Raw genomic sequence first — 23,993 nt, 5'->3', positions numbered from 1 at the left:
CCCATGGCCGGTGGCATTGAACTGGCGACCATGTACGTCCCGATCGCGGCGCGTACCGACGGCATTCCGGCGGCTGTGTCGAAGTCTTTGTCCAAGGTCGTCCAGCAGGGCGAAAAGGCCGGCGACAGCATGGGCTCGAAGATGTCGGCAGCCATGGGGAAGACCCTCATGGCGGGGGCCGCGGCTACGGGCGCCGCGGTATCGACGGTAATTGGTACGGCGCTGTACAAGGGATTTGGCCGCCTCACCGCGATCGACAATGCCGAAGGCAAGCTCGAAGGCCTGGGGCACACGACTCTCGGTACCGCGAAGATCATGGATTCCGCCCTTGCCTCGGTGAAGGGAACATCCTTCGGTCTCGGTGAAGCTGCAACGATTTCAGCGTCGGCCGTCGCCGCCGGAATAAAGCCCGGCCAGGACCTGACGCGCTATCTGTCACTGACTGCCGACGCGGCGACGATCGCCGGAACGTCCATCGAAGAGATGGGCGCAGTGATCAACAAGGTTCAAACCAAGGGCAAGGCATACACCCTTGATCTGAACCAGCTCGCAATCCGAGGTCTGCCGATCTACCAGTGGCTCGCCACCGAAATGGGCGTCACGCAAGAGGCCTTGTCGGACATGGTCGCCGAAGGCAAGGTTGATTCGGCGACCTACTTGGCTGCCATCGAGAAGAACATCGGCGGTGCCGCCACCGCTGGCAATACCGTCTCGGCCGCCTGGTCCAACACGATGGCCGCGATGGGTCGTGCGGGCGCGGCGGCCCTGAAGCCCACCTTCAGTCGTTCGGCGAACTGGCTCAAGGATGTCACTGCCGGAATCGATGTGGTGACGCCGAAGGTGTCTGCCTTCGCGGACACGCTCGATCATCGCGTGTTCAATCAGGGATTGCCGAAGCTGCAGAAGTTCGGCGAGGCCGGCAAGGAAGCGTTCGCAGCATTCCGGTCGGAGAACGGCGCGAAGATCGGTTCGGAGTGGGACCTCTTCACGAGCGTTTTCGATTCACTCGGTGACACTGCCGTCAAGGCGTGGCCCGCGGTGAAGGGCATTGTCGGCTCGCTTGCCGAAGCATCGGGCGCGCTGGGTGTTTCGTCGTGGACGTTGCTGCTGTCGACTCTCGAGCTCACAGCGCAGCTTGCGGATGGCGTGCTAGTTCCTGTCTTGAACGCGCTGTCGAGCCTGATGGAGAATAACCAGGGCGTTGTTACCGCGCTCGCCGCAGCATTCTTCCTGTTCAAGACCGTGCCAGCGATCATGGCGCGCATCGCCCCATCGATGGCATCCCTGACGGCGCAGGCAGCCGCTGGCACGCAACCGCTCAATGCCTACCAGCGAATGTGGCAGACGACCGGCAACACCGTCAATGGCGTCCGTGGGGCGTTCTCCCGGTTCAATGCTGACGTGCGGGTAAACGCCGCACAATATGGCGCTGCGAGTGGCTCGATGAGCCGTTTCAGCGGAACAATGCTCACTCTCAGCGACCGGGCATCGAGCCTTGCGGCTCGCATGACGGCGTCCAACACCGTCCTGGGGAAGATGGGCGCGGCGTACACCAACGCGATGCCGGGGCTTCGGGCGTACGCGGCGCAGGAGAAGGCCACGGCCGCAGCGATGCAGGCATCCGCGCTGCAGGCGAAGGGTTACGCGTCGGTTCACCTCTTGGCCGGTCAGGCAGTTCATGGGACGACGTCGTTCATCTCGAGGATGGGCGCTGCTGCGGGCGGCGTCGGCGCCGCCGGTCTCTCGGCAATGAGTTCTGCTGCAAGCGGCTTGAGTCGCGGAATGAGCGCGGTGTCCGGCGCCCTGGGGGGTCCGGTCGGCATCGCGCTCATCGGTGGCATGGTCGCGTACTCGGGAATCAATGGCGAGATTCAGAAGTCGAAGCGATTCCACGAAGCGCTGACGGTCGCCACACAAGGCACCGCCGAATCTCAGTTCGAGTTGGCCAAGGCGCTGCAGGCGTCCGGTGGTGCCATGTCGGAACAGGCCACAGAGGCCCTGACGAGCCGAATCGAGGAGGCACGCACAGCACAAAAGACGCTGATCGCCAACGGTCCAGGAATCTGGGCCCAGGCCGGCGGCGCATGGCAGAACGCCGGCAATGCGCTCTTCGGTACCGGCGATTCGTTCAACCAGCGCATGAAGCAGGATCTTGCGGTTCGAGATTCTGCTGAAATGGTTGAGGCGACACTCAGCGGCCTGGGTGTCACCAACAAGGAACTTGCCGGCGCAATTTCGGGGACGAACGGCGAGTTTGGTTACCTGACATCGCAGTTGGACCGATCAACCGAAGCTGGAATGGAAACATTCATCTGGCTCGACGGTCAGAGGCGACGGTTCCAGAACACGCGTGCTGCCGTTGCAGAACTCACGCCAGGCTATCTGGAGATGTCCGATCTCCTGAAGACGATCGGCGACGAAGCGGCCACTGCCACCGAGAAGAGCGATGCAATGTATCGCTCATTGCAGCTGATTGCGGGCATTAACCCCGATGAAAAGCAGGCCACGAACGACAACAACAAGCTCACTCGTGAACTGTTGCAAGCGGCGCCGATTGACCAGACGAAGGGTGCAAGCTCCGAGCTGCTGGATAACGGGCGTATTTCGACACTGACCGAAAACGGTCAAGATCTCGAAGATACCAGCGTCAAGATCATCCAGAACGCAGTCCAGATGGCAAACGCCGGCAAGGACATCAACGAGATCTTCTCGAGCGTTCAGCAGCAGGTCGAAGGCACCAGTAAGTCGTTCGGGATCGAAATCGGCGACATGCGAAATGCGCTGGAGTATCTCGGCTATAACGAGCGTGCCATCCAGATTCAGGTTGGTCTCCAGGGCGCCGACGATGTGACCAAGGGTCTTGCTGAGGTCTGGTCTCAGATGATGCAGATCGAGCCAGGTAAGCCGAAGGTTCTAACGGTCGAGAAGGATTTCGACCCGAGCATCCTGGCGGAACTGCGTCGCATGGGCGCCGACGTTACGGATTTGCCTAGCGGCCAGATCCGGATCGACATGGACGACAACGAATTTCAGATGAAGTTGAGCACGGCCATGGACAACATGATCGCATTCGACAATCTGAAGGCGATGGCCGGGATCGATCTCGACCTCAAGCAGTTCGATTTCAATGCGGGCAGCGCCGACGCCTTCATGAAGTACCTCGACGAGCTCGAGGTAAAGCCGGGCGCCGATCTTGATATCGAGAAGCTCAAGGATCAGAAGAACATTGGTTTGCAGGAACTGTTCGACCTGTCGAGCAAGGTTGCGGACCCGAAGGCGTTCATTGCGGGGATTGAGAAGTTCCTGATCGACGGCGGGGCCGCGAAGGCAGCCTTGGACGCGCTGAAGGACAAGACGGTCACCGTTCAGTTCAACCAGCTCTACACCGTTGCGCAGCAGAGTGGCGGTTGGTCGAACGACGCGATCAATGAGTTGTATCGCCAACAGGGGCTGCCTCAGGTCGCTGGCAGATACTACGGTGGGCGGCTTCCTCGAAATGCCGACGGCGCACGACTTCCCACGTCAGGGCCGGGCACCGATCGTGTTGACGGCTTCCTCGGAATGGGCCGCGATGGCGTACCGACAACCTGGGTCGACAAGGGCGAGTGGATCGTCAACGGCCGCTCGTCGGAAAAGTGGGATTGGCTGCTGGGGATGATCAATCGCGATGACTCGCGGTTGAAGAATCTTCCCCGGTTCGCCGAAGGCGGCCGCAACGGTATCGAGGCAGGGCTCGCGGCCGGCCGATCGGTCGAGGGTAATAAGTACCTCTGGGGCGGTACGGGGCCGACGCAATTCGACTGCTCGGGATTTGTCGGCTGGTTGCAGCAGATCGTCATGGGCATCACCGGATCGGTGAAGCGTCTGTACACCACGTACGACTTCTTCAACGGTCGTGGCGGCGTGGCGGGTCTGCAAGCCGGTTTGGGTCCTGCGGGCACTCAGTTCCAGGTCGGCATCTCGAAGGAACACATGGCGGCGACCATCGCCGGCATGTCGGCGGAATCGGGCGGTGCTCACGGTACATCGGGCATCGGCGGAAACCGTGCGAATGCTCAGTCGTCGCAGTTCCCGGTGAAGTTCCACCTGCCGAACGAACTCATCGACGGTTGGGACAGCAAGTCGGGTGCGTATCTGCGTGGCGAGAAGCCGGTGGAGTGGACCGAGAAGGATGCTCTTGCACTCGAATCCGCCCGTGTGGCGGTAATTCAGGCGCAGGAGGCTCGGGACAAGATCAACGCCAACGACAAGAAGTCGCAGGCCGATCGTGACCAGGCGGAGCTGAAGGTTCAGCAGGCCGAGCTCAAGGTTCGCGAGCTGGAGCAGAAACGTGACGGAAAGAGTTCGACGTCGAACGATCCTGCTCCTGTTCTGACCGGCGAGATGGGTGACGATGCGATTTCGGTGCGCAATGCCGAGATTGCTCTGCTGGATGCGCAGTTGGCCCGGGACAAGGTGTACAACGATCCCGAGTCGACCTCGCTCGAGAAGGAGAAGGCCGATATTTCGGTGTACTCGGCTCAGAACTCGCTCGCCGCGACTCGCAAGAAGGTCGAGGAGGACAAGGACAAGGAAGCCAACGGCGATTTCTCGCTGAAGGATCGACTCAAGAGGTACGGGGCCGATCTGGTGGGGATCGCGGTCGATTCGGCGCTTGAGATATTCGGCATCAATTCTCGTTGGCTGGATATTCCGCTTCCGGAGTTCAAGAAGCCGAAGCCGGGATCCACCTTGCCGGAGTCCTCGGCTGCGGAGGCAATGCGAGATCCGCTGGGTGACTTCGTGACGCGTTCGTTCCCTCAGAGCGAGATCGACGGGCAACTGCCGGTCACGATCGGTGCGGGAAATTGGGTCGAGGATTGGCTCAAGACCTTGCCGATCAAGCTCTACGACCAGGGCGGAATGATCCCGCACGGCGGGTTGGCGTTGAACAAGTCAGGCGCTCCGGAGCCGGTGTTCACCGCGCCCGAGTTCGCGAATATCGCCAAGATCGCGAACTTGGACACGCTCGCCATCAATCCGAATGCCGGTGGTGGAAACGACTACTCGGTCAACATCAACAACCCGACATTCTCTGACGGCATGGCCGCGGTGCACAGCGCTCAGCGTGCTCAGGGTCGCCAGATGATGCGGCATGCAGGAAGGCCATTCGGATGATCGGTAAGGCTGGGAGGTCACCATGGCATCGATGACGATCAACATCCACGGCACGGATGGAAGTTTCTGGCCTGTCCATGGCGAGGATGCCGGCACCGAAGGTGTGGACTTGGGAGTCGATCAGGTCAAGGGCTTGTTCGACTCCCCGGTCCGCACTTCGTGGGTGGCGGCGAACGCCGAGTCGGGCGGAACGATGAAGGGGATGTGGAACGACTGGCGAGATCTTGCGCTGGGGTTCCATGTTTCCGCGGATCGGGTTGCCGACGGCGATCAGGAGGACATCGATTCGCGGTTCCGGCAGGCGTTCGACTATCGGGTCGATCAGTGGGACCACGATGCGAAATTGGCGTGCATCGAGGTCATTACAGAGAATTCGACACGGTTCCTCGACGTGCAGTTGTACGAGCAGCCCGATTTCGATCCGGGGATTGACCCGCTCGTCGTGGAGTATTCGAATCCGATCATTCCGCTTCGGGCGGGTCAACCGCACTACTACGAGGATGACTACGTCACGAAGTGGTCGACCGGCAGTTCGTCGGGGTCAGGCGAGATCGAGGTCTGGAATCCGACGGATCAGCCGATGCGGCACAAGTGGATCGGCACTCGCGGTGACTGGATCCTTCCCGACGTGTCGTGGGAGGGACCGCCAGGCAAACGCCGACCTGGCGTGTCGAAGTTGTCGGGCCGCAATGACGCGAACCGCTCCATCGTCATGCCGTCCATCGGTGCGCTCGAGGGTGGGTTCACGGTCGATCTGGATCCGATGAAGCTGATGGTTCGTGATGCTGCGAATACGAACTTGCTTGGCCGGATGCCCGTTCCCGGGCGGTTTTTCGAGTACGTCATCCCGCCGAAGACGCAGAAGCAAACTCTGCGGGTTTCGGTGACCAACGCGCCGGCGGGCGGCGCGATGATCCAGCTGGTTCAGCCGCGGCGATGGTCGCGGCCTATCGGCATGCAATGACAGGAGGTGGCCGCCGGTGACCGTGATCGATCACGGACTGTCTCTCGAAGAGCAATGTGAAGCGATCTGGGAAGCAACCCGGGCCGAAGAGCGGCGTGAGCAGAATCAACGCCAGATCCCGCCGGTTGCATTGCTGTGGGACGGCGAGATGCGGTTGCAGCATCTGGTGCAGGCCGAGTACGGCGGAACCTTCGATCTGATCGAAGGGGACACCGGTCCTGGGCAGTTGGAACATCCCCTCGATCATCCTGTGGGCGAGTGGCTCTGGGACGAGTGGGGCCGCATGCAGCGCGGCGAGAAACGCAACGTCAACATCACCGTCGAGTACACGGGTTCGCGGTGGGGCGGACTCCTCGAGTACGTCGAACTCGACAAGCGGGACAACGGCGATCAAGTTGTCGTGGCGACGTTTTCGAGTGATTACGAGCGGCTCAAGTGGTACACGGTCTGGTCGAACAGTTTCTTCAGTGAGCACTTCCAGGCGCCGCGCGTGTTCATCCTCCCGGGGCCGATCCCGTGGGTGCTGTCCACGATGCTCGACCTCCAGTGCCACCGGGAACGAAACTCGACCTGGGCCATGCCGGACGATCCGATGGATCCGGCGAACCGAACCAACTTGGATCAATCCACCTGGTCTCTGGTCGTCAAGCCGATCAAGTTCATGGATTCGCTCAATTCCGGTGCGCTGTGGGGGATTGCGGGCTCGCGCTTCAAGAATTTTCACGACATCGCGAAGACGATGATGCAGGACGGCGAGATCACCCCGATCGTGCGCCGCTACCTGCATGGCGATCCGCCTCCGTGGCCGGGTGCGAACCTGCGTCACGGGACGGTGGTCGTGTCGTTCGAAGATCGGTCCGGACGGTTCACGGGAACGTCGCATGGTGGCACTCGATTCGACGGGCTGAAAATGACCGTCGAGAAGTTCATCGGCGATTTCATCGAAAGCACGTCGCATCTCAAAACCGACACCACAATCCCGGCCGAGTACTACATCCCGGGTAGCAAGCGGACGAATAAGTCGCTGCCGCTTGCGGTGTGGCGCGACGGCGAAGAGACCGGGTTGGACAGGTATCGGTTCCGCAAGACTCCGTCGAAGGGCATACAAGTCGTCACGGGCGGTAGCTCAGCCCCAGGCGTCGACGAATTGATGTCGGCGACAGTGCAGATGTTGGGCGATCTGACCGCCATGATTCCCGGCGTGCCACCCATGGGCGGTGTGGCGGACGCCGTGCTGAAACCGTTCTACATGGGGACCGTGCTCGCCTGGATGGTCGCACGGTTGGTAGCGCGGGCCAACAATCAGGGCTGGACGAGATACTTCGAGTACTTCCAGGACGGTGCGGGCAAGGCGTACACGATTTCCTCGCTCATGGTTCTCCGAGCGGGAATCTGGGCGACACGCTCGTATGAGTCGATCGAGTTCGGTGCCCGCGACGCTGCGCCGTTCCTGATCGGCGAGACCGGCCACGTATGGCTCGGCGACCGTGCAGGTTTCACGATGCAGAACGACAAGACCGGCCGCATCTACATCGACCGGATTTCCAAGGTCGGGCTGTCCTGGTCACGTGAGCAGCCAGTCACACGCACCGTGACCATCGGCGACAGTCGCGCGCTCGAGGACCCCGTGCAGAAGGCATGGGAGCGGATCGAAGCGTTCGCCACCTCACTTCAACAGTTGGGAGTCTGACGATGGAACAGCAAGGACTTGTTCGCGGCAAGACGTTCGACCAGTGGCCGGCATGGGAAGGCCAAGGTCTTCCGTTGCGGGAGAACTGCGATCTCCGTAATCCGCGCCAGGCGTTCCTGTGGATGTTCACGGGAATGCCGGGCGTGGTCGGAGCTCCTTTGATGCTCGGAACTGAGTACTGGGAAATGCAGTCCTGGCGTATGTGGATCCTCGGCGCCAGGCCATCGGCGAAGCCAACACTCAAATATCAACCACCCAAGAATGCGGTGGCGGACAGGTGGACTGCACAGGGTGAGTGGGTGTCCATGGAGACCCCCGACCTTCCACAGAGCTCCTGGACGGAAGTCGTGGCGCAGCTGCCACAGTCCGATCGAGCCGAGCTCAAGCAGGTGGTGCTCGAAAAGATGGGATTCGAGGACGTTCCCGAACCCTCCGCTCCCGCCGGTCATTTGCAGGTCAGTGAATTGGCGTCGCGTCTCGACGTCGATACCGACGAGGTGGTCGAACTTCTCGGAAACCTCGGCTTGGACGTCGACCCCGACGCCTATGTCGGTCGCGAGATCGCTGACCGGCTCGTCGCACATCTGGGCCTCTAGAGCCCTCCATTCCTACATCCCGAAAGGGGTAGTCATGACATTTCGAACCTACAAGGGCAACAGCGTTTCTGAAGCCGGTTGGCGCATCTGCGATCGCAACGAATGTGAAATCGTCACTACCGCACCGTTCATGGATACCGCGCCGCTACGTCGCGGCGCTCCTGCGATCATCCTCGGATCGTTCGCGGGATGGCTACACCGGAACGTGCGTCCGTTCACCTCGCCCGTCTGGGGCTGGTCGTTCGAGAATTCCGTAGCGAACTCCAATCACCTTGCGGGCGTGTCGCTCGACTTTTGGGCGCCGATCCGGCCGATGGGCAGGTACACGATGCCGGCCAACGAAGTCGCTGCCGTCAATCGCGGTCTGCAGCTATATCCCGAGGTGTACTGGGGGCGCTCGTGGAACTATCCCGACGAGATGCACTTCCAGATGCGCTACCGAGAAGGCGACCCCCGCAACGACGCTGGTGTGCAACGTATCCGCGGCGGTAATCCCACACCCACGCCCGGGCCGTCCGTCTCACGTCCGACGCTCATGCGTGGTAGCCAGGGCGTGCACGTGAGCTACCTGCAGGCGCTCTTCAATCGGGCGTACCCCGCGTATTCGAGTATCGCCGTCGACGGGGATTTCGGCCCGGCAACCGAGGCTGTCACCCGCGAATTTCAGCGACGCTCCAACCTCGCCACCGACGGCATCGTGGGTCCTGCCACCTGGCGCGCGTTGGGAGTCAAGTGACCACCGCTGTTGCTATCGCCTGCGTCGTTATCAGCGTCGCTGGATCGTCCGTCTGGGCCCTGTGGCGATGGGCGCGCGGCTACGAGTCCATCACTCGATCCGATCACTACGAACGAAGGAACTACTGACCATGGCTGAATCCAACGGAACCCTCACTGTCGGCGTCGAATTCGTCGGCACACACTCGGTCGACACGAAAGCTTTTTGGCTGGACTTGCTCGATCGCACCGGCAAGACATTCCTACAGACAGTGCTCGTCTTCCTCGGGGCCGGCGCGACTATTGCCTCCGTCGCCTGGACCACAGCGCTGTCCTCGGCGGCACTGGCGGCCCTCGTCTCGTTCTTGATCGCACTCTCGACATCGACGGCACTCACGTCCGGGAACTTCGCGATCGACCTTGCCGATCGAGTGGGCCGCACCTTCGTCAGTGCCCTCGTCGGCGCAATCCCGGCGACCGGAACGCTCTCGGACATCAATTGGCACGATGCGCTTACCCTGGCCGCCACCGCGGCGCTCATATCGGTACTGACGTCGCTGGCCTCGAGTAACTTCGGATCGACCAGGGGGCTGCCGTCGCTCGCCCCCGTGCAGCCCTCCCGCATCGCAATGGACGAGACCCACGACGAAGTACTCCCGGCGATGCCCGCGAGTACCGGACTCATTGCGTCCGCCTTCGCGTTCGACCTCGCCGACGCGGCGGACCGACCCGTGGTCGAGGTGCAGAATGCACTCGATCAGATCTACGCACGCGGACATGCGGTGACCGCGGATCTCGACCTGATCGCCTCGTGGGGACTGCCGGTCTGGGAATGGTTCGCAGCGGAGAAGAAGTCCACGCTCGGATACACCAAGAACCATCAGGCAGTCTTCGTGATTTCCGATCTCGTGCGGGCGATCGAGCGAAACATCGGCTCGACATCGAGCGCTGGCCGGCACCGCGTCCCTTCCTGCACGGAGCAGTGATCGATGTTGCTGGAATTACTGAGCCCGGAACGGATTTCAGCATTCGGCATCGCAGCGACCAGCATCCTCGCGGCATGGGTGAGTCGGCAGCAATCACAAGTTCGACAGTTGCAGGCCAAGGTTGCCGAACTCGAAGGTGGCCGCAAAGAGGATCGCAGGCTAATCCGGGTGTGCGTCCGGTTCGTCCGAGCGCAAGGCAACTACATCGTGATCCTCGCCGCGCTGCTGCGACAGCACGCTCCTCATGTCGAGATCCCGCCCGAGCCGACGATGCCGGATGAAGTGAAAGAGGAGGTGTGATCGTTGACCGCTCCTGACGGCTCCATCCCTGAAGGCTCCCTCGGGCGCGGTCTCTTCCGCGCTCGCCAGCTGGAGACCGAGGAGCAAGCCAAGGCGCGATTGACCAATGGCGCTCTAGGTAAGTGGCAAGGTGCGCAGAACGCGTTCAAACATGACGGCAAGTCGCTCGACGAGCAGTTTCAATTGATCACCGACCACTCGAAAACCATCGAAGAGATCCGTGAGGAGCTTGCTCAACTCACCATCTTCGGTAAGACGCGCACCTTTACAGGCAACGCAGACATCACGGCTTCACCGGGAACGATTTCGTGGGATGTGATCATGGTTGGTGCTGGCGGCGGCGGCGCTTCGGGGAAGTGGAGTATCGATATTGCTCCAGCCTCCCAGCTCGGCGGCGGGGGTGGATCTGGTGGTGGAGAAAACCACTTCACCATTCCTGGCAGCATGCTTTTCAATGCTGACGGAACTCCGAAGGTCATTTCCATCAAGGTTGGATACCCTGGTGATGGCGCTATCAGCACGGACAGCAACGGCAAACCTGGCGGTAGTTCCTGGGTTCTGGACCTGGAGGCTGGCGGCGGAATCGGAGGCCCTACTGCGGACTTCGCGTATCAAAGCAACTGGGATCGGGTCCCGGGTGGTACGGGGATGATTCCTGGCGGCTTCGGCAGTCTGGTCACGCAGGCTGCTGGAGCGCCGGCCAACGCGGGGTCGTCCGTTTCTCCTTATGACTTGCATGGCGGCGGCGGAGGCGGCGGACGCGGATTCACCACTTCCGCGTCCTACCCCTCAACCCAGGGCCTGGGTGGTCAGGGCGGCATTTCTCCGGGTGGCACCACGGCCAATGCGCCGGGCAAGGTTCCATCTCAGCTTGTCCCGACTGGCGGCGGCGGAGGCGCGGGAGGTGCTCGTAACAATGGCTCTACGGCTGGCGCTGGCGCATTCCCTGGCGGTGGTGGCGGGGGCGGAGGCTCTGGGAACAACAGCAACAGCTGGGGCCGTGGCGGAAACGGCGGCGCTGGCATCGTTCACATCATCGAGCGTTTCTCGTGAGGTACACGCAGATGGAAGTGTTCCGTACGCCAGGAACTTTCGCATGGACTCCGCCCAGTGGTTGCTACCAGTTCGACTTGATTTTGCGGGGAGCTGGCGGCGGCGGCAATCAGGCGGCCGGTGGCGGCGGAGGCGCGGCAGTGGATCGCTTCATGGTGTTTGCGCGGAACATCCCTGATGTCGTGGAGATTGTGGTCGGAGCGGGTGGCACGAATGGCCAGGATGGCGGAAGTTCCTCGTTCTGGGACGTAATCGCCAATGGCGGCTCCGGCGCTGACAATGGCGGGGCCGGCGGATTGGGGACCATGCGTGGTGGTGCTGGCGGGCTAAGCGGCACCGACGGAGTGTCGGTCACCTCGTCACCTATTCGCCTTCTCGCCGGTGGCGGTGGCGGTGCGGGCCTGGGGAAGCGTGGCGGTTCGTCTGGACCTTTCACTGGCCCTGGAGAATCGCCAACCTTCCTCTGGGAGACAGGCCAATCGGGCGGAGGCGGTAATCCTGGCCAGCCTGGCGGATTTCCCGCTGGCGGAGGTGGTTGCGGCTTCGGTTCGGGCGCTGATGGTTGCGTGACGATTGTCGAATACATGTTAGGGGAGTACGAACCGTGAAGACTGCAACTTTGATTCTTGAGGACGTTAAGGGCTATGCGGGACCGGCGAATTGCTACCGACTTTCAGAGCCATTGATTCAGGCCGACCATGTGATTGTCTGGGCGCAGCCGTCGTTCGGGATGCAATTGCCGGAAGTTGTTGTGGTTCCGTCCACTTCGTCCGGTCGGGCGCGGAATATGGATCGCATGCCAGGTTCGTGCATGTTGCATCACGAAGCGGATTTGAATGATGCTGCCACGTTGGCACTGATGCTGGCTGGCGGTTACGAGATCGTGGTGCCCGATCCGGTGGTTGACGACAGTCCCGCCGGGATCGATGAGCCGACGACCTCCGAATCCGTTTCAGCGAAACCGATCCGCGCTCACGTCCTGGCAAAAGAACTTGAGACTACGTCCGCCGAACTGCTTGAGACTCTCGCCGATCACGGCCACGACATCACCAGTGCATCCGCCAACGTCGCGCCGGATATCGCCGACGTCATGCGCGATATCTACGGAAAGGGAAGCTGATGGGCGACATCCGCACACCCACACCAAAGTTCGCTCTGAATCTGCCGACTGTCGGTGACTTCGTGTACTGGTACCGATTCGACGACGGCGCCGACTTCCCTGACGGGCACGAGCTGTACTTCCTTCTCGGCGAACCTGGCACCTCACAAATCAAGTGGGAGTTCACCATTGCAGGCGGCACAGCATCGCTGAAAATCGAGTCCGAAGTCGTCGCGACCATTGCCGCAGGAACCAAATACTGGCTGATGTACCAGGACACCACTGCGACGCCGACAGTCGAGTTGGAGCTGCAAACCGGACAGGTGAAGAAGGTGAACAAATGATCCTCGTGGGCAGTGACGGTGAACGAATCACACTGGGGAAGGAGGAGTCCGGAGGCGGTGGGATCCTCGTCCCGTCGCCGGGTCCGCCAGGGAAGGACTCGACAGTGCCGGGTCCTGCCGGCAGAAGCGTCGACGGCATCTCCGTGTCCGGTGACAGCCTTGTCTTCGACATGTCGCAGGGACCAGACATCACACTTCCTGTTCCTGCGATTGCTGGGGCCAACGATGCGGCCGGGCGTGCCGAGTCTGCCGCTGAACGGTCCGAGCAGATCGCGGCTGGAATCCAAGACGTTGCCGAGGATGCTGCACAGGTGGCGCAGGATCGGTTGGCAGTTGAATCCGCAGCCTCCGCAGTCGCAGCCGACCGCCAGACCGTCGCCGAGGCGCTCAACGTCGTAGTCACGGCGAAGGGCGACGTCGAGGAGATTCAGACCGATGTCCATCAGACGAAGATCAGCATCGAGAACACGGCCAACCTGGTCGACCAGACTCTCGAGCAGTACGGCGCGCAGTTCGTCACCGAGCGCGAACTGTCGCAGCAGGCGGTCGCAGACGCGACAACGCAGGCGCAGCGAGCTGAGGACGCGGTTGACGGAATCGTTGCCGGTTCGGTGCTCGACAACGCGGTCACGACACCAAAGCTCGTCGACGAAGCTGTGACGAAGGCGAAGACCTCACCCGCCATTCAGACTTCACTCGGCAAGGCGGACACGTCAGTGCAGGAAGGCGATTCGCGACTGACTGACGCCCGCCCGCCGACCGCGCACTCCCACCCTGTCGCAGATGTCACCGGCCTCCAAGGTGCACTCGACGGCAAAGCCCCGACGACGCACACGCACTCCGAAGCTCAAGTCACCGGTCTGACAGCGAAACTCGCCACCAAAGCGGACCTCGACGGCGCGGGCAAGATCCTCGCCGCACAGATCCCAGCCGAAGCCCGCGCGTCATTTCGCGGTGTGACCTATTCAGAGGCGGGAATGATCGCACTCGGTGGCGAGCGCGGCGACTGGTGCACTCGCGGTGATCGGGGTACAGATTTCCGGCTTATCGCGAATCCGGCATCAGTGCCGACAAACTGGCTGGAAGCTACCTATCCCACCTCGCCGGTCTCTTCGGTGAACGGACGAACAGGTGCGGTGGACACCTCCTCGGCCGACATCACAGATGCAACCGCCGTGGGCCGGGCATCAATGCGGGCTGTCGACCAAGCAGCAGGTCGAGCTGCGATCGGAGCAGGAACGGGCAACTCGAACCTCGCGCTCGGTACGACGTCGGCGACCGCGAGGCGTGGCGACCTCGACCAGATAGTTACAGCACTGCCGACGACAGGCCAGATAACGGGCGCGATCTACCACGTGACGGAGTAGCCGATGTCTGCACACGCCTGGGACGGGAACTCGTACAAGAAAATCACGCAACGCGCCTATTGGACTGGCTCCGAATGGAAGAACATCACGTCGTCTCACCTCTGGACGGGGACAGAGTGGAAGCTTCTGTTCAGCTCCTTCACGCCCACCGGCATCATCCTCGGCGCCAACTTCCAGACATCGACAGTGACAACGGTGACCATCCCCGGAATGATCGCCAACCCAGGGCTTCCGGGAACAGTGGTTCAGGGCAACGGCGTTGTCAGTGCAACGTCTGGTCCCGTCCGCATTGGGTTCACTGGGCACTTCACCACGACCTCCAACAACACCGCCTATCTCGGTATCTACAAGAACGGCACGTTGATCGGCACCGAGTCAGCAGGGTCTGTGAACTACAACGGCGCTCTTCAGCTGATGGGGATGGCCAACACAACACTGGCAGTCGGCGATGTGTTGACCCTGGGATATCGGAATCAGTCCGGAGCTTTCGCTACGACCGTTGTGGCCAATCGGACGATGATGACCATCTCGGCGGAGGATCAGCCCGTAGCCATTGGCGGCACTGAGGTCGATCAGACTCCGCCCGTAGGTTGGTCCGACATTGCCTTTACGCCCAATCCTGGCACCATCATGGATGGCACTTCGTTCGTGGTTCAGAAGAGTCATCCGAGCGCTATCTTGACTGCCAATGTGAACTGCCGTTCGGATAATAAGTCTGCAATCCGGATCCTCGTGAACGGCAATGTGGTGAACACCAGTTCCGATATCGGGGGTTATGACGTTCGCGGCGGAACTGCAGTCAGCTACCCGTTGGCCGCCGGGGACAGGGTGAAGGTTCAGTACAACCGAATCAGCCAGTTCGGAACCACTATCTACACGCGAAGCGGCTTCGCCGTTCTGTAAAAAAGGCGCCCCTACCGGGAATCGGTGGGGGCGCCTTTTGCTGTTTCACACGGTGTGATGGGCCGAATAAACTGGGCCGAGTTTGTTGGCCCCGCAGCTTCGGTGGATGGGCTCTGTCAGGTCTTCAGCGGACGAGGCGGTGCCCGAGAGGTACGCCGAAGGGCTGAGCCGCGGCCAGTGAACCGAGTGATCGGGCTACGAAGGCGATGACGAGAGCTCCGGTTGTGAGGCAAAGCGCTTTCCGTTTCACGACATCTCCGTTTCGAGGTCCGTTAGATTCTGCAGGTTCCGGTCGCAGAAAGTTGCCCAGGGTAACTAGATCCGGGCTTTTTCATTCTGTAACAGGGCAGCCCTGACGGCCACACAAGATAGGGGACCGTCAGGGCTGGTAAACGAACAACAGCAGCTCTATGCGTTTACAATCCGACCATACCTGCAACGGTAGCCGTATCGTAACTTTGGGGTCTTCTTCATCTCCGACTTCACCCTCTGCCGCAATTAGGCGGGGCGCGTGAAGCGTGAGCTCACAGTGGCAACCCGAGACGAAGCCGAGAGCGGCTCTCGGATCGAAATGACATCCGCAGGACAGGAACTTCGGTGATCTTGCTGCAGTCTCAGCCGTTCGGCCGGCGAGATCCATGGGCCGTCGTACACCACACTGCTGCAGCGTCGACATTGCGTGCGGTATGCACCGTTCTTCATCAGCTAATACAACTCTCGCTGTCCGGGGCCCGACCCGTGGAAGATTTTAGTCGGCGCAGTCGAAGCGAGTGCTGCCAGCTCGGGACTGGGCCGAGTGGCTGACCGCGTTACCGACGTCGAACTGCCGCAGCAGCTGTCTACCGCGTGAGAGGAAGGTCAGACCTCAATCTCGTCGGGCATTTTCGAAATCCAGGGGTGTCGCTAGAAGGGCCACCAGCGAGTGTGTGATCAGCACGCTGGCGGCCCGGGGCGCGCCGAGAACCGAGGCGGAAGCGGCGCACCGTTTGTGGTGCCCTGCCGGCTGTCTGGGGGATCGCGTCGGCAGGGCTACGCCATACTCGAAGTTTGGGGGTTCGAGCGATGCCGCCGAGGAAAATCTACGGATCCGAGGGTTCCGATACCAGTCTTCGCCGAGTCACAGATACTTGAGTGTTGAACTATCCCCAATTCATGCACAGCACATGGGGATAACTGCTCCGAGCGCAAAACTCTCGAACTGTTTCGCTGCGCGAACATTCAGAAATTCCGTGGGAAAATAACGCCCATGGCTTCAGGGTTCGCAGCGTGGGTTCGAGACCAGATCGTGGCCCGCGGCTATGAAAGTCCAGAGGAAGCAGCTCGGGCGCTCGGTGTGTATCCATCCCAGATGCGTCAGTGGACAAGGATCGCTCGGTCCCCAACGCCGCAGGTACTGCGGCGCGTCGCAGCGTTGTTCGATGCGCCTGTGCAGGAGGTGTTGATTGCCGCCGGGTTCATGACTGAAGAAGAAAACGTGCCGTTGTCGCCGACAAGAATGTCGCTGCAGCAATTGTCCAACAATCAGATTCTCGACGAGATTCGACGCCGGACTGCGGGAGACGCGGGAGGGCCGCCGATTCCTGTGCGCGTAAACGGAGTTCTTCATACTCCAGATGGCCCGCCCACAGCGTTCGTCAGTAACACCTAGGCGGGCCGTGCACGTCGAGCCGGCAAAGGCGAACGTGCACGAGCGATACTACTTCTCGGGCATGGGGCCGAACCACGATTGGTGTATACGGTGCTCAAGTAGCAGGCAGGCACTTCGCCAGCGCGTCCATAGTGCCTATGGCTCAACATGGCGGCGCGACGGGTGGTGAGGCCCACCCCCGGCGAGTCCACAGCCGGAGGGCAGGCCTTGCGCGGCAGAACTGACCACTCACAGTCGCCGCAGCAATGAAATGATATCCGACTTCGGTGTTCAAAATGCCAGATTGCGGGGCCGAGCTGGTCTTCCCTTACCCTCCCGACCCCGCGCGGTGCAGTGTAGGTGGGGGTGCCGACACGATCGCGACGCTTCTCACCACGCCACTCCTTTGGGGAACGCAGCAGTTGAGGTCCTCGAAGGCTTGGGGTTGTCCGAGATTGCGCGCGTGAAGCGGTCCGAGGTTCCGGTTGGATGATGTTCATTTCCAGGCAAGGAAAGATTTGCACGATGAGGCCACTTCCTGATCCATCTTGAGAGGCGCCGGATCCAGCGCGATCGCCGCAGACTCGCATGGTCTTTCGCAATTTAGTCACTTGGTGGTAGTCGCGTGTCGAACAGTTGGTATGTTGTCGTGATGCAAACCACTTCCCCTGACTGTTCGATGGTTGATTGTCTGGATCCGCCTAGGGCGCTTAGTGTCTAGTGCTGAGCCTGCACTCTCGAATGTGCAGGCTTTGTCACTGTTTCTAACGGTCGAAAGCTTCCTTCTCGCGACACTGAACATTTCGATTACTTTGACCGCGCCAGGGCGCAAGCGCGTCGCTCGACTACGTAGGCTGCGCGTTCCCGAAATCTCTGCCGGCTTGGTCGTCATTGCTGCTATCGGTGCCGTTAGTGCTTGGCTTGGCATGTACTCAGGCTCGAACTGGCGACCGGTCCAAGAAATCGTGATTGCATCTTCGTTGTTAATCGCAATTGTTGCGCAGCCGATATTTGCGCTGATGGTTGCATACGGCATGCGATCGGAGGCTTAGCGTTGACCCAGATTCGGATTCCTCCCGAATGTCGAGAGTGCGTGGCGTCTTACGGAATAAAGACGTGGGCAAAAGACAAAGATTTTCCGCGAGACGAATATTTTGACCTCATTGATAGTTACGGTGAGAGTCTCAGGAAGATCACCGCGCAAGATGAGATTGAAAACAAGTTCTTTATTCCCGCTTTGATGTCTATGATCGAAGCTCAGGAATCGTTGTTAGATTTCATTCTGAATAACGAATCTGAGGTCGGCAACGCAGAAAAATGGTATGCTGTCAATACGGCGGCAGCTTGGGTAATATTGCAAATGTATCGGCTCGCAGTCGAGAAGGGAGAGTGGCCTAATGGTGAGTAAGAAGGCTCGATCATTAATCCCCGACGAGGAACTCGACTCGACGATTACCGAGTTGCTGAACATGGCAATGGAGCGCGGCCGAGCCCTCCGTAAGCCGTCGGATGTGCCGAATCGTGATTCCGTCGACGTTCCAGACATTAGTGAGTTCATCCATAACGATCTCCGGTCCTACCTGGAGGATGAGCTTGTGCCCTCCGTTGCAACTAACGACGGTGGTATCGACACCACCGAGGTTCGGCACGAAGTAGCAAAGAAAGCACTGATCGGGGTAAAGCTTGCATGGCTCCGAGAGGCCTCGAGGGACCTTGGCATTGCACACCAAGGTCGAGCAGAAGAGGTGGCCGCACGCCTAGCTCGACACTATAATTGGGACCCTGAGGAAATTGCTCGACTAGTCTTGTCATATGAGGAAGAGCCGACACCAGAGAAGGGTCACGTGTCGCGTCTGTTTTCTTTCGACAAGGCGCAGGATGTTAGTGTTTTGCACCAGCAATTAGAGGTAGTGCTGGGGCGCTACGTTCGTGTAGGCGTGGCGAAATGGTACGTATTTGAGTCGGCAAAGATTCAAGAAGATGGAAATCTTGCTGTACTTGGATCATTTCGATCCTACGGGGCCGAAATCGATGAGGCTGGCGAAAGGCCTTCGCTCACTGCTGTTCCTAGCAAGCACTCGACTAAGGTGCACATTGTAAACGGCAGTGAAATTTTGGAAGTCAAGAGGGCAACATCTCAGCCCGCCCGTGCGGCCGCAAACGCGGTCCAGCTTGCTGGTGGTCCCGAACTTAAGGGCTATGTGCCTTTTGCCGGAGCTGAAGGAAAATCGGGCATTGGTCAGATTCACCCCACATCGGAATTTCTTCTCGATATCATAGGCGCTCGCTTGAAGGCAGCAGGATTATCGAAGCTGAATCTGACGATTGCACGGTTCCGCATATCGGATTCGGATGATCAGGACGAGTCTTCCATGCGTCCGTCGTTGCGCTCGATACGATTTGAGGGGCAGCACCTGCTGGACTCCATTCCGGCATGTCAGTTACTCGTGAAAGATCGTCGGCCTCTTGTGAATATTTCTCTGCGCGCAGTGCACGCGTCGGAGGAGGGTGACGTAGATGCGTGGTTCCCGATCAAGATATCTGTGGAGTCAGACCATGTTGCGGTAGCGACTGGATTCGGGAGCGAACCGGGAACTTCACTCTCTGTCCACAGGAAGATCGTCAAGGCGGTTTCCGGTGAGATGGGTTCCGGAATTTTGGACCCAGCCGCGCTCGACAAACTTGTCGAAAAGATTGCGGAGCGTTCCCGGCAAGAGTCGGTTCCAGACGAGGCCACAATCCTCAGCGAGGATATGTAGACGAGACTCGACGACAAAATGCCCCGCCCATCCTCTCGGATCGGGCGGGGCATTTTGTCGCCAATCAGTCTGCGAGATCGGTGCGCGCACCTCGGCCGGGGCGAGATTCCGCCCATGCGTCGATCGTCTCCGGCAGCCAACCGAAGTTCCGTCCGGTCTGCGCATCAGCTGGCGGCAGATACCCGCGCCGGTCGTACGACTTGACGGTTTCGAGCGACAGGCCGAGGCGTTCGGCGATCTCACCCTTGCTGAGGTACCGAATCATCTCAGTGGTCAGCCCGTGCGTGCCGAACCTCGCTGGTGACTATCAGTATCGCCACGGCCGCCCATGCGACACCCCAGATCGCTGCACGCGTCGGGGTGAAGTTGTCGGACAGTAGAGCGACCGTGGTGACCGTGAAGAGTGCTAGTGCGCCCGTCCGCCTGTTCAGGTAACGCTTCATGGTTTCAGTGTCTCACTTTCTTGTTTCGTTGCGGTCAACCCGAGAGAGGGGGAGGATGGTCCGGTAGGACCGGGGGTGCTACAGACACCCCCGGCTCTACTTGGTCACTTCCGTCGGTGTCGAGGTTTGCGCCTTTCGCGCTTTTCCCTCCACTCTCGGAACCGATGCTCTACCTCCCTCCATCCGAGCAGCAAGGCCACAACCATGCTGACGGCGAAGTAGATATCCGACTTGTCGGGCATCTCAACCTCCCACTCTCTTGAATTGTTTCGTAGGGCTCATCGCCTTACAAATAGAACTTTACACACATATGTGTGTAAAGTCAGCCGTTGAGAGTGATTGCATTGGAGAATATTTCGGCCCGACTGACAAATGAAGTCCCCACTTCGTGTGAAGCGGGGGACTGGAGTACCGATACTTACTCGTCTGGGTCTTCGTTCAGGGTTCCGATGGGGACATGGAACGTGACGAGCGCTCCCGCTGAGATGAGGAATGCCTTCTCTGCGCCGTCGATCGTTACACGAACCAGGCCCGTACCTCTTCCGTTCATGATGGTCTCGACATCCAGCATCAGCCGCTTCACCTCGGCGACGGGCAGTTCGTATCCGTCTGAGCCGTACTGGAAAACAGCCTCGGTCATCTCTGGGTTGTGGTCGGGATTTCGATGCTTCACGGTTCTCCAGTCTGCCAACTGCGGCGAACTTGGCAAGAGGCGGCCCAATCGGATTGCGGCTGCCCGGCCGGTCCCGATTGGGCCATGCGTGCCCGACCCAGCCCACTCAGGAGGCATGCAGTTCTCGGTGGCCCGCCCGATCGCTCGTCAGTAACAACCAGCGGGCCGTGTGCGCCCAAATCCGACTAAAGAAAAGGCGCACAGTCCATAGGTGGCCCGCTCGAACTAAATCGGGGGGACTCGTCGAGCGGGCCGGTACGCGTCGCGGGGGGGTGCAAACGCGCACCGGGCGATGCTACTTCGTGCCGTGAATGAATGCATATTGGCAGGGCCCGGCTGGTCTTCCCTTACCCTCCGGACCCCGCGGAACCGACGCTATCACTCGTCGAACAGGTGTGCGAATCTTAAAGTATGCGGTCGACGGAACGAGCCCCACAGCGCTGCCCGAGCGGGCACCTGCTGGCGGCGAACACATGCCTCGTGGGCTGGGAGGTCTGCGGCTGCATGACCGCTCACAACGGCGGCCATCGGACGCACTACTGCCGACGCTGTGGCGAGACGATCCGGACGCCCGAATGTGTTGGCGCGGAGCCGCAAAAGTCGCGATGGACTAACTCCCGGCCATCTCGATGATGCCGATCTTGAACTGAGGAACCGTCAACTTGTAGTCCGCGGTCGACGTGTACGAATACTCGCCATCGACAACAACGAACATCTTCACTTCGTCATCCCTAACGAACGGCTTCAGTGTGGCAGGGTCGCCAACCATGTGAGCCGACTCGTAGTTACCGATACCGAGCGCGGAGGTTCCGACATCCGCGAGGAACTGTCCAGGACCGGTTGCACTGTCGAACTGCGCAACCGTTCCATACAGGATGATGCGCTGGCCAGCGTGTGCTCGCATGTCCTTCAGGATCAGCGCCAGCTCCCGCTCGTCGACCTCCTTGTAGGTCGATGCATCTGCGAGGTTCGGTTCGATCTTTGGCGGCGTCGTCTCGGAGGCGATGTTCTTCGTTGTCGACGACGGGCTTGTGACGATCGATAGTCCGACGATGATCACGATCAGCCCACCGAGTACGGCGAGGATCGGTATCAGTACCTTGCCTTTCTTCTTCGGCGGTTGCCCACCGAAGGGAATCGGTTGCCCTGGCTGCGAGTGCGGCGTCCACTGGTTGCCGTCCCAGTAGCGCATTGCCGCGGGATTTTGAGGATCTGGATACCAACCGGGCTGTGTGTTCATCGTCGTGTCCTTGCTCGGCCCCGTGGCGGGGAAGTGTCAGCAATACATACCAGACAGTCCGGTCATGCGGATTCGACGGACCTTCTTAGCCGCAAATCAAATCGTGGGGCGCCGGTTCAGTGGGTCGCCCTGCTTCGTCCACCGGCGCGGTCAGTTGTAAGGCAGCGCGGATAGCGGCCTAAAACCTGCCGAATTGAATTTCCTAGTATGAAAACTTTTCTGCCTGCACAGACGGTTTCCTCCGGTGGCCGCGCGGTTGATGTCAATGAGGACGGTGAGGCTAATTCGGCGCCATAGATCCGCCGGGCAGGCACTCTGCGGCGTAGTCCAGAGAGCCGTCTGAATAGATGCCTGTACCTGGCTGGTACTCATGCCAATCGCCACACCCGACCAAGGTTGCCCCGCTTGTTCCCGTATCTCGGCCGAATGAGTCCTGCGAGTTCGGGTAAGGGTTGGGGCGACTGTCGACGGGGTTCTGGGCAACGGTGGTTGTTATTGGTGTCCACTCTTGAGCCGTGGACGGAGCGGGGGATTCAACCGGCGGAGCGGCGGGGGCGGTCGGCGGCATCTCGGCTACTGCAGGAATTTCCCATTCCCAGCCGTGGCCCTGCTCTGAGAGGCGCAGCGTTGTCGCGCCGACTGGCGCGATGATGGGGACGCTCGACTTCTGTTTCGTACCTGGCTCGAGGAACTTGTAGACGACGTTTGCGTCGACGTCACACCCGGTAGCGATATCGGGATCCTTCACCATGTAACCGTCCGCATCGAGAACGCTCCAGTACTGCGTAAGCAACACGCCGTTGGCCTGGGCATAGCTGAACTCAGGTGCAGTCTCAGCTTCGATATTGAAGCGGACGACCTCGTGGTTCGCCGGCATTTCAAGGATGCCAGTGGAGTAAGCCGAGCATGATTCACCGCGAGTGATGGAGGTGATCGTGAATCGAACGTCGCACGTTTCTCTTGCGGCACCTTCAACGCACCCTGCGGCCGCCTCTTCGCCGATCGCCTTCTTGCGAATAGGGCTGGCTTCGGTTGTCGGACTCGTGGATTGAACGACCGAGTCTTGAGGCTGCTCGGATTCGGTAGAGTCCGACGCTTCACATCCAGCAGTGAAGAAGCTCAGCGAAAGTGCCGCGGCGACGACGATCTTTGATCTCATTGATCTAGGAGACCAGACGCGCATTCGACTTGAGTAATGATTCGGCAAAGAGCGCTCCGAATCACATCCCAGCTACTCCGAGCGGAAACGGCCGAAGACACCCGTTACTTCGGTTAGGGCTTAGTCAGGCATGGTCAAGTCAAGTTCCGCGGGCGGATAGTCCCCGTAGACGCCACGATCATGGCCTTGCAGATATGCGGTGTTTTGGTTTATTGCCCTGGCGAGCAGTTCTTTGCGTTGCTGCCTCGCGAGCTTGTGTCCTTCACGGTTGATGTCGATGAAGGTTTTCGCGAACGTCCCGATGAACACGACGCCGATGACTGTGGCGAAGACTAGCAGGATTGTGAGCCAGTTCGCGGCGATCGCAAGGAACACGTTCTTGATGAGGACGAGCGCGATGAGGGCGGCTACGAAACCTACGACAACCTTCATGTTGGGCCTTTCATTTCGCGATGTACTCCGCGAAGTATTTGGTGTCTACGTCGCAGTCATATGGTTTGGTGCGTCGACCTTTGTCGCTACTGAGTTGCATGCTCCGATACATGGCGTCAGCGTGTCCTTTGGATGTCGCGTTTTTGTCTCCCATGATGTCTAACGCTTCTTGCATTTCGAGGTATCCGGGCGTGAGTTCCGCGAACCCGGCGCATTGTTGTGCGCGGGTTTCTTCAGCGCTGGGTCCTGCAGGTTCGGATGAGCACCCGCCAGCTGCAAGTAGCACGGCCCCAATGGCCGCGGCCGCGGCGAGGTCTTCCTCATGCCCTGAATCAAACCAGACGGACTGTAAGTAACGGGTACGCGATCCGGTCAACCCTGGGTAGTTGTTTTTCCAATGTCAATGGTGAGAAATTGTCGATCGCGGGTGGAGCGGACAGATTTCGGACAGTCGGTCGAGTTCTTGAGGGTTGATGAGGATTTATGT

General features: G+C 60.1%; 21 protein-coding genes. 15 read left to right on the top strand and 6 right to left on the bottom strand.

Going from position 1 to position 23,993, the window contains the following annotated elements; all coding sequences use genetic code 11:
- The first annotated feature begins 3 nt into the window (after positions 1–3).
- The 15 genes from ACVZUB_RS17820 (at position 4) to ACVZUB_RS17750 (ending at position 19,559) form a co-directional block, all read left to right on the top strand.
- Positions 4–5,157: a tape measure protein gene (locus tag ACVZUB_RS17820; RefSeq protein WP_482627592.1), complete on the top strand. Its 5,154-nt coding sequence runs from the start codon at positions 4–6 to the stop codon at positions 5,155–5,157.
- Positions 5,158–5,188: 31 nt separating this feature from the next.
- Complete coding sequence (locus ACVZUB_RS17815; RefSeq protein WP_482627591.1) at positions 5,189–6,121, top strand: hypothetical protein; 933 nt, start codon at positions 5,189–5,191, stop codon at positions 6,119–6,121.
- A gap of 16 nt (positions 6,122–6,137) precedes the next feature.
- Complete coding sequence (locus ACVZUB_RS17810) at positions 6,138–7,811, top strand: Gp37-like protein (RefSeq protein WP_217017243.1); 1,674 nt, start codon at positions 6,138–6,140, stop codon at positions 7,809–7,811.
- A 2-nt stretch (positions 7,812–7,813) separates the two neighbouring features.
- Positions 7,814–8,407, top strand: coding sequence for a phage gene 29 protein family protein (locus tag ACVZUB_RS17805; protein WP_064687468.1), 594 nt, complete (start codon positions 7,814–7,816; stop codon positions 8,405–8,407).
- Between the two features lie 34 nt (positions 8,408–8,441).
- Entirely contained in the window at positions 8,442–9,143 is a 702-nt protein-coding gene (locus tag ACVZUB_RS17800) for a peptidoglycan-binding domain-containing protein (RefSeq protein WP_482627590.1), read from the top strand.
- 130 nt (positions 9,144–9,273) lie between these two features.
- Complete coding sequence (locus tag ACVZUB_RS17795) at positions 9,274–10,107, top strand: holin (RefSeq protein ID WP_482627589.1); 834 nt, start codon at positions 9,274–9,276, stop codon at positions 10,105–10,107.
- Between the two features lie 3 nt (positions 10,108–10,110).
- Positions 10,111–10,407, top strand: a complete 297-nt coding sequence (locus ACVZUB_RS17790) for a hypothetical protein (protein WP_064443989.1) — start codon at positions 10,111–10,113, stop codon at positions 10,405–10,407.
- A 3-nt stretch (positions 10,408–10,410) separates the two neighbouring features.
- Complete coding sequence (locus ACVZUB_RS17785; RefSeq protein WP_482627588.1) at positions 10,411–11,460, top strand: glycine-rich domain-containing protein; 1,050 nt, start codon at positions 10,411–10,413, stop codon at positions 11,458–11,460.
- Positions 11,461–11,471: 11 nt separating this feature from the next.
- Entirely contained in the window at positions 11,472–12,068 is a 597-nt protein-coding gene (locus ACVZUB_RS17780; protein WP_482627587.1) for a glycine-rich domain-containing protein, read from the top strand.
- Positions 12,065–12,580 (top strand): hypothetical protein, encoded by a 516-nt coding sequence (locus tag ACVZUB_RS17775; RefSeq protein WP_482627586.1) that lies wholly within the window; start codon positions 12,065–12,067, stop codon positions 12,578–12,580. The genes ACVZUB_RS17780 and ACVZUB_RS17775 overlap by 4 nt, the downstream gene beginning before the upstream one ends.
- Entirely contained in the window at positions 12,580–12,903 is a 324-nt protein-coding gene (locus ACVZUB_RS17770) for an LtfC-like domain-containing protein (RefSeq protein ID WP_482627585.1), read from the top strand. Before ACVZUB_RS17775 ends, ACVZUB_RS17770 begins: the two co-directional genes overlap by 1 nt.
- Entirely contained in the window at positions 12,900–14,270 is a 1,371-nt protein-coding gene (locus ACVZUB_RS17765; protein WP_482627584.1) for a phage tail fiber repeat family protein, read from the top strand. Before ACVZUB_RS17770 ends, ACVZUB_RS17765 begins: the two co-directional genes overlap by 4 nt.
- Positions 14,271–14,273: 3 nt before the next feature.
- Positions 14,274–15,173, top strand: a complete 900-nt coding sequence (locus ACVZUB_RS17760) for a hypothetical protein (RefSeq protein WP_482627583.1) — start codon at positions 14,274–14,276, stop codon at positions 15,171–15,173.
- A 2,720-nt stretch (positions 15,174–17,893) separates the two neighbouring features.
- The gene (locus ACVZUB_RS17755) at positions 17,894–18,208 is read left to right on the top strand and encodes a hypothetical protein (RefSeq protein WP_482627582.1); all 315 of its coding nucleotides are present in this window, start codon (positions 17,894–17,896) and stop codon (positions 18,206–18,208) included.
- Positions 18,198–19,559 (top strand): hypothetical protein, encoded by a 1,362-nt coding sequence (locus ACVZUB_RS17750; protein ID WP_482627581.1) that lies wholly within the window; start codon positions 18,198–18,200, stop codon positions 19,557–19,559. Before ACVZUB_RS17755 ends, ACVZUB_RS17750 begins: the two co-directional genes overlap by 11 nt.
- Before the next feature lie 64 nt (positions 19,560–19,623).
- On the opposite strand, the gene ACVZUB_RS17745 is transcribed toward ACVZUB_RS17750, so the two are convergent.
- The 6 genes from ACVZUB_RS17745 to ACVZUB_RS17720 form a co-directional block, all read right to left on the bottom strand.
- Entirely contained in the window at positions 19,624–19,824 is a 201-nt protein-coding gene (locus tag ACVZUB_RS17745) for a helix-turn-helix transcriptional regulator (protein ID WP_482627580.1), read from the bottom strand.
- A 1-nt stretch (position 19,825) separates the two neighbouring features.
- Entirely contained in the window at positions 19,826–20,002 is a 177-nt protein-coding gene (locus ACVZUB_RS17740; RefSeq protein WP_482627579.1) for a hypothetical protein, read from the bottom strand.
- Between the two features lie 418 nt (positions 20,003–20,420).
- Complete coding sequence (locus tag ACVZUB_RS17735; protein WP_482627578.1) at positions 20,421–20,642, bottom strand: hypothetical protein; 222 nt, start codon at positions 20,640–20,642, stop codon at positions 20,421–20,423.
- A gap of 643 nt (positions 20,643–21,285) precedes the next feature.
- Entirely contained in the window at positions 21,286–21,915 is a 630-nt protein-coding gene (locus tag ACVZUB_RS17730) for a DUF2510 domain-containing protein (RefSeq protein ID WP_482627577.1), read from the bottom strand.
- A 280-nt stretch (positions 21,916–22,195) separates the two neighbouring features.
- The gene (locus ACVZUB_RS17725) at positions 22,196–23,074 is read right to left on the bottom strand and encodes a hypothetical protein (protein ID WP_482627576.1); all 879 of its coding nucleotides are present in this window, start codon (positions 23,072–23,074) and stop codon (positions 22,196–22,198) included.
- 120 nt (positions 23,075–23,194) lie between these two features.
- Positions 23,195–23,506 (bottom strand): hypothetical protein, encoded by a 312-nt coding sequence (locus ACVZUB_RS17720; RefSeq protein WP_482627575.1) that lies wholly within the window; start codon positions 23,504–23,506, stop codon positions 23,195–23,197.
- Positions 23,507–23,993: the final 487 nt, after the last annotated feature.

The sequence above is a fragment of the Rhodococcus sp. OS5 genome (assembly GCF_056837585.1).
Note: the sequence above shows the minus strand (reverse complement) of the source record. Positions and strands in the feature narration are given on the sequence as shown.

What these genes read in the sequence shown, in the direction of transcription:
- ACVZUB_RS17770 (WP_482627585.1), top strand. Translation starts at nt 12,580, where the DNA reads ATGGGCGACATCCGCACACCCACACCAAAGTTCGCTCTGAATCTGCCG.
- ACVZUB_RS17725 (WP_482627576.1), bottom strand. Translation starts at nt 23,074, where the DNA reads ATGAGATCAAAGATCGTCGTCGCCGCGGCACTTTCGCTGAGCTTCTTC.
- ACVZUB_RS17790 (WP_064443989.1), top strand. Translation starts at nt 10,111, where the DNA reads ATGTTGCTGGAATTACTGAGCCCGGAACGGATTTCAGCATTCGGCATC.
- ACVZUB_RS17765 (WP_482627584.1), top strand. Translation starts at nt 12,900, where the DNA reads ATGATCCTCGTGGGCAGTGACGGTGAACGAATCACACTGGGGAAGGAG.
- ACVZUB_RS17735 (WP_482627578.1), bottom strand. Translation starts at nt 20,642, where the DNA reads ATGACCGAGGCTGTTTTCCAGTACGGCTCAGACGGATACGAACTGCCC.
- ACVZUB_RS17750 (WP_482627581.1), top strand. Translation starts at nt 18,198, where the DNA reads ATGGTGAGTAAGAAGGCTCGATCATTAATCCCCGACGAGGAACTCGAC.
- ACVZUB_RS17805 (WP_064687468.1), top strand. Translation starts at nt 7,814, where the DNA reads ATGGAACAGCAAGGACTTGTTCGCGGCAAGACGTTCGACCAGTGGCCG.
- ACVZUB_RS17740 (WP_482627579.1), bottom strand. Translation starts at nt 20,002, where the DNA reads ATGAAGCGTTACCTGAACAGGCGGACGGGCGCACTAGCACTCTTCACG.
- ACVZUB_RS17800 (WP_482627590.1), top strand. Translation starts at nt 8,442, where the DNA reads ATGACATTTCGAACCTACAAGGGCAACAGCGTTTCTGAAGCCGGTTGG.
- ACVZUB_RS17730 (WP_482627577.1), bottom strand. Translation starts at nt 21,915, where the DNA reads ATGAACACACAGCCCGGTTGGTATCCAGATCCTCAAAATCCCGCGGCA.
- ACVZUB_RS17820 (WP_482627592.1), top strand. Translation starts at nt 4, where the DNA reads ATGGCCGGTGGCATTGAACTGGCGACCATGTACGTCCCGATCGCGGCG.
- ACVZUB_RS17745 (WP_482627580.1), bottom strand. Translation starts at nt 19,824, where the DNA reads ATGATTCGGTACCTCAGCAAGGGTGAGATCGCCGAACGCCTCGGCCTG.
- ACVZUB_RS17780 (WP_482627587.1), top strand. Translation starts at nt 11,472, where the DNA reads ATGGAAGTGTTCCGTACGCCAGGAACTTTCGCATGGACTCCGCCCAGT.
- ACVZUB_RS17795 (WP_482627589.1), top strand. Translation starts at nt 9,274, where the DNA reads ATGGCTGAATCCAACGGAACCCTCACTGTCGGCGTCGAATTCGTCGGC.
- ACVZUB_RS17815 (WP_482627591.1), top strand. Translation starts at nt 5,189, where the DNA reads ATGACGATCAACATCCACGGCACGGATGGAAGTTTCTGGCCTGTCCAT.
- ACVZUB_RS17760 (WP_482627583.1), top strand. Translation starts at nt 14,274, where the DNA reads ATGTCTGCACACGCCTGGGACGGGAACTCGTACAAGAAAATCACGCAA.
- ACVZUB_RS17720 (WP_482627575.1), bottom strand. Translation starts at nt 23,506, where the DNA reads ATGAAGGTTGTCGTAGGTTTCGTAGCCGCCCTCATCGCGCTCGTCCTC.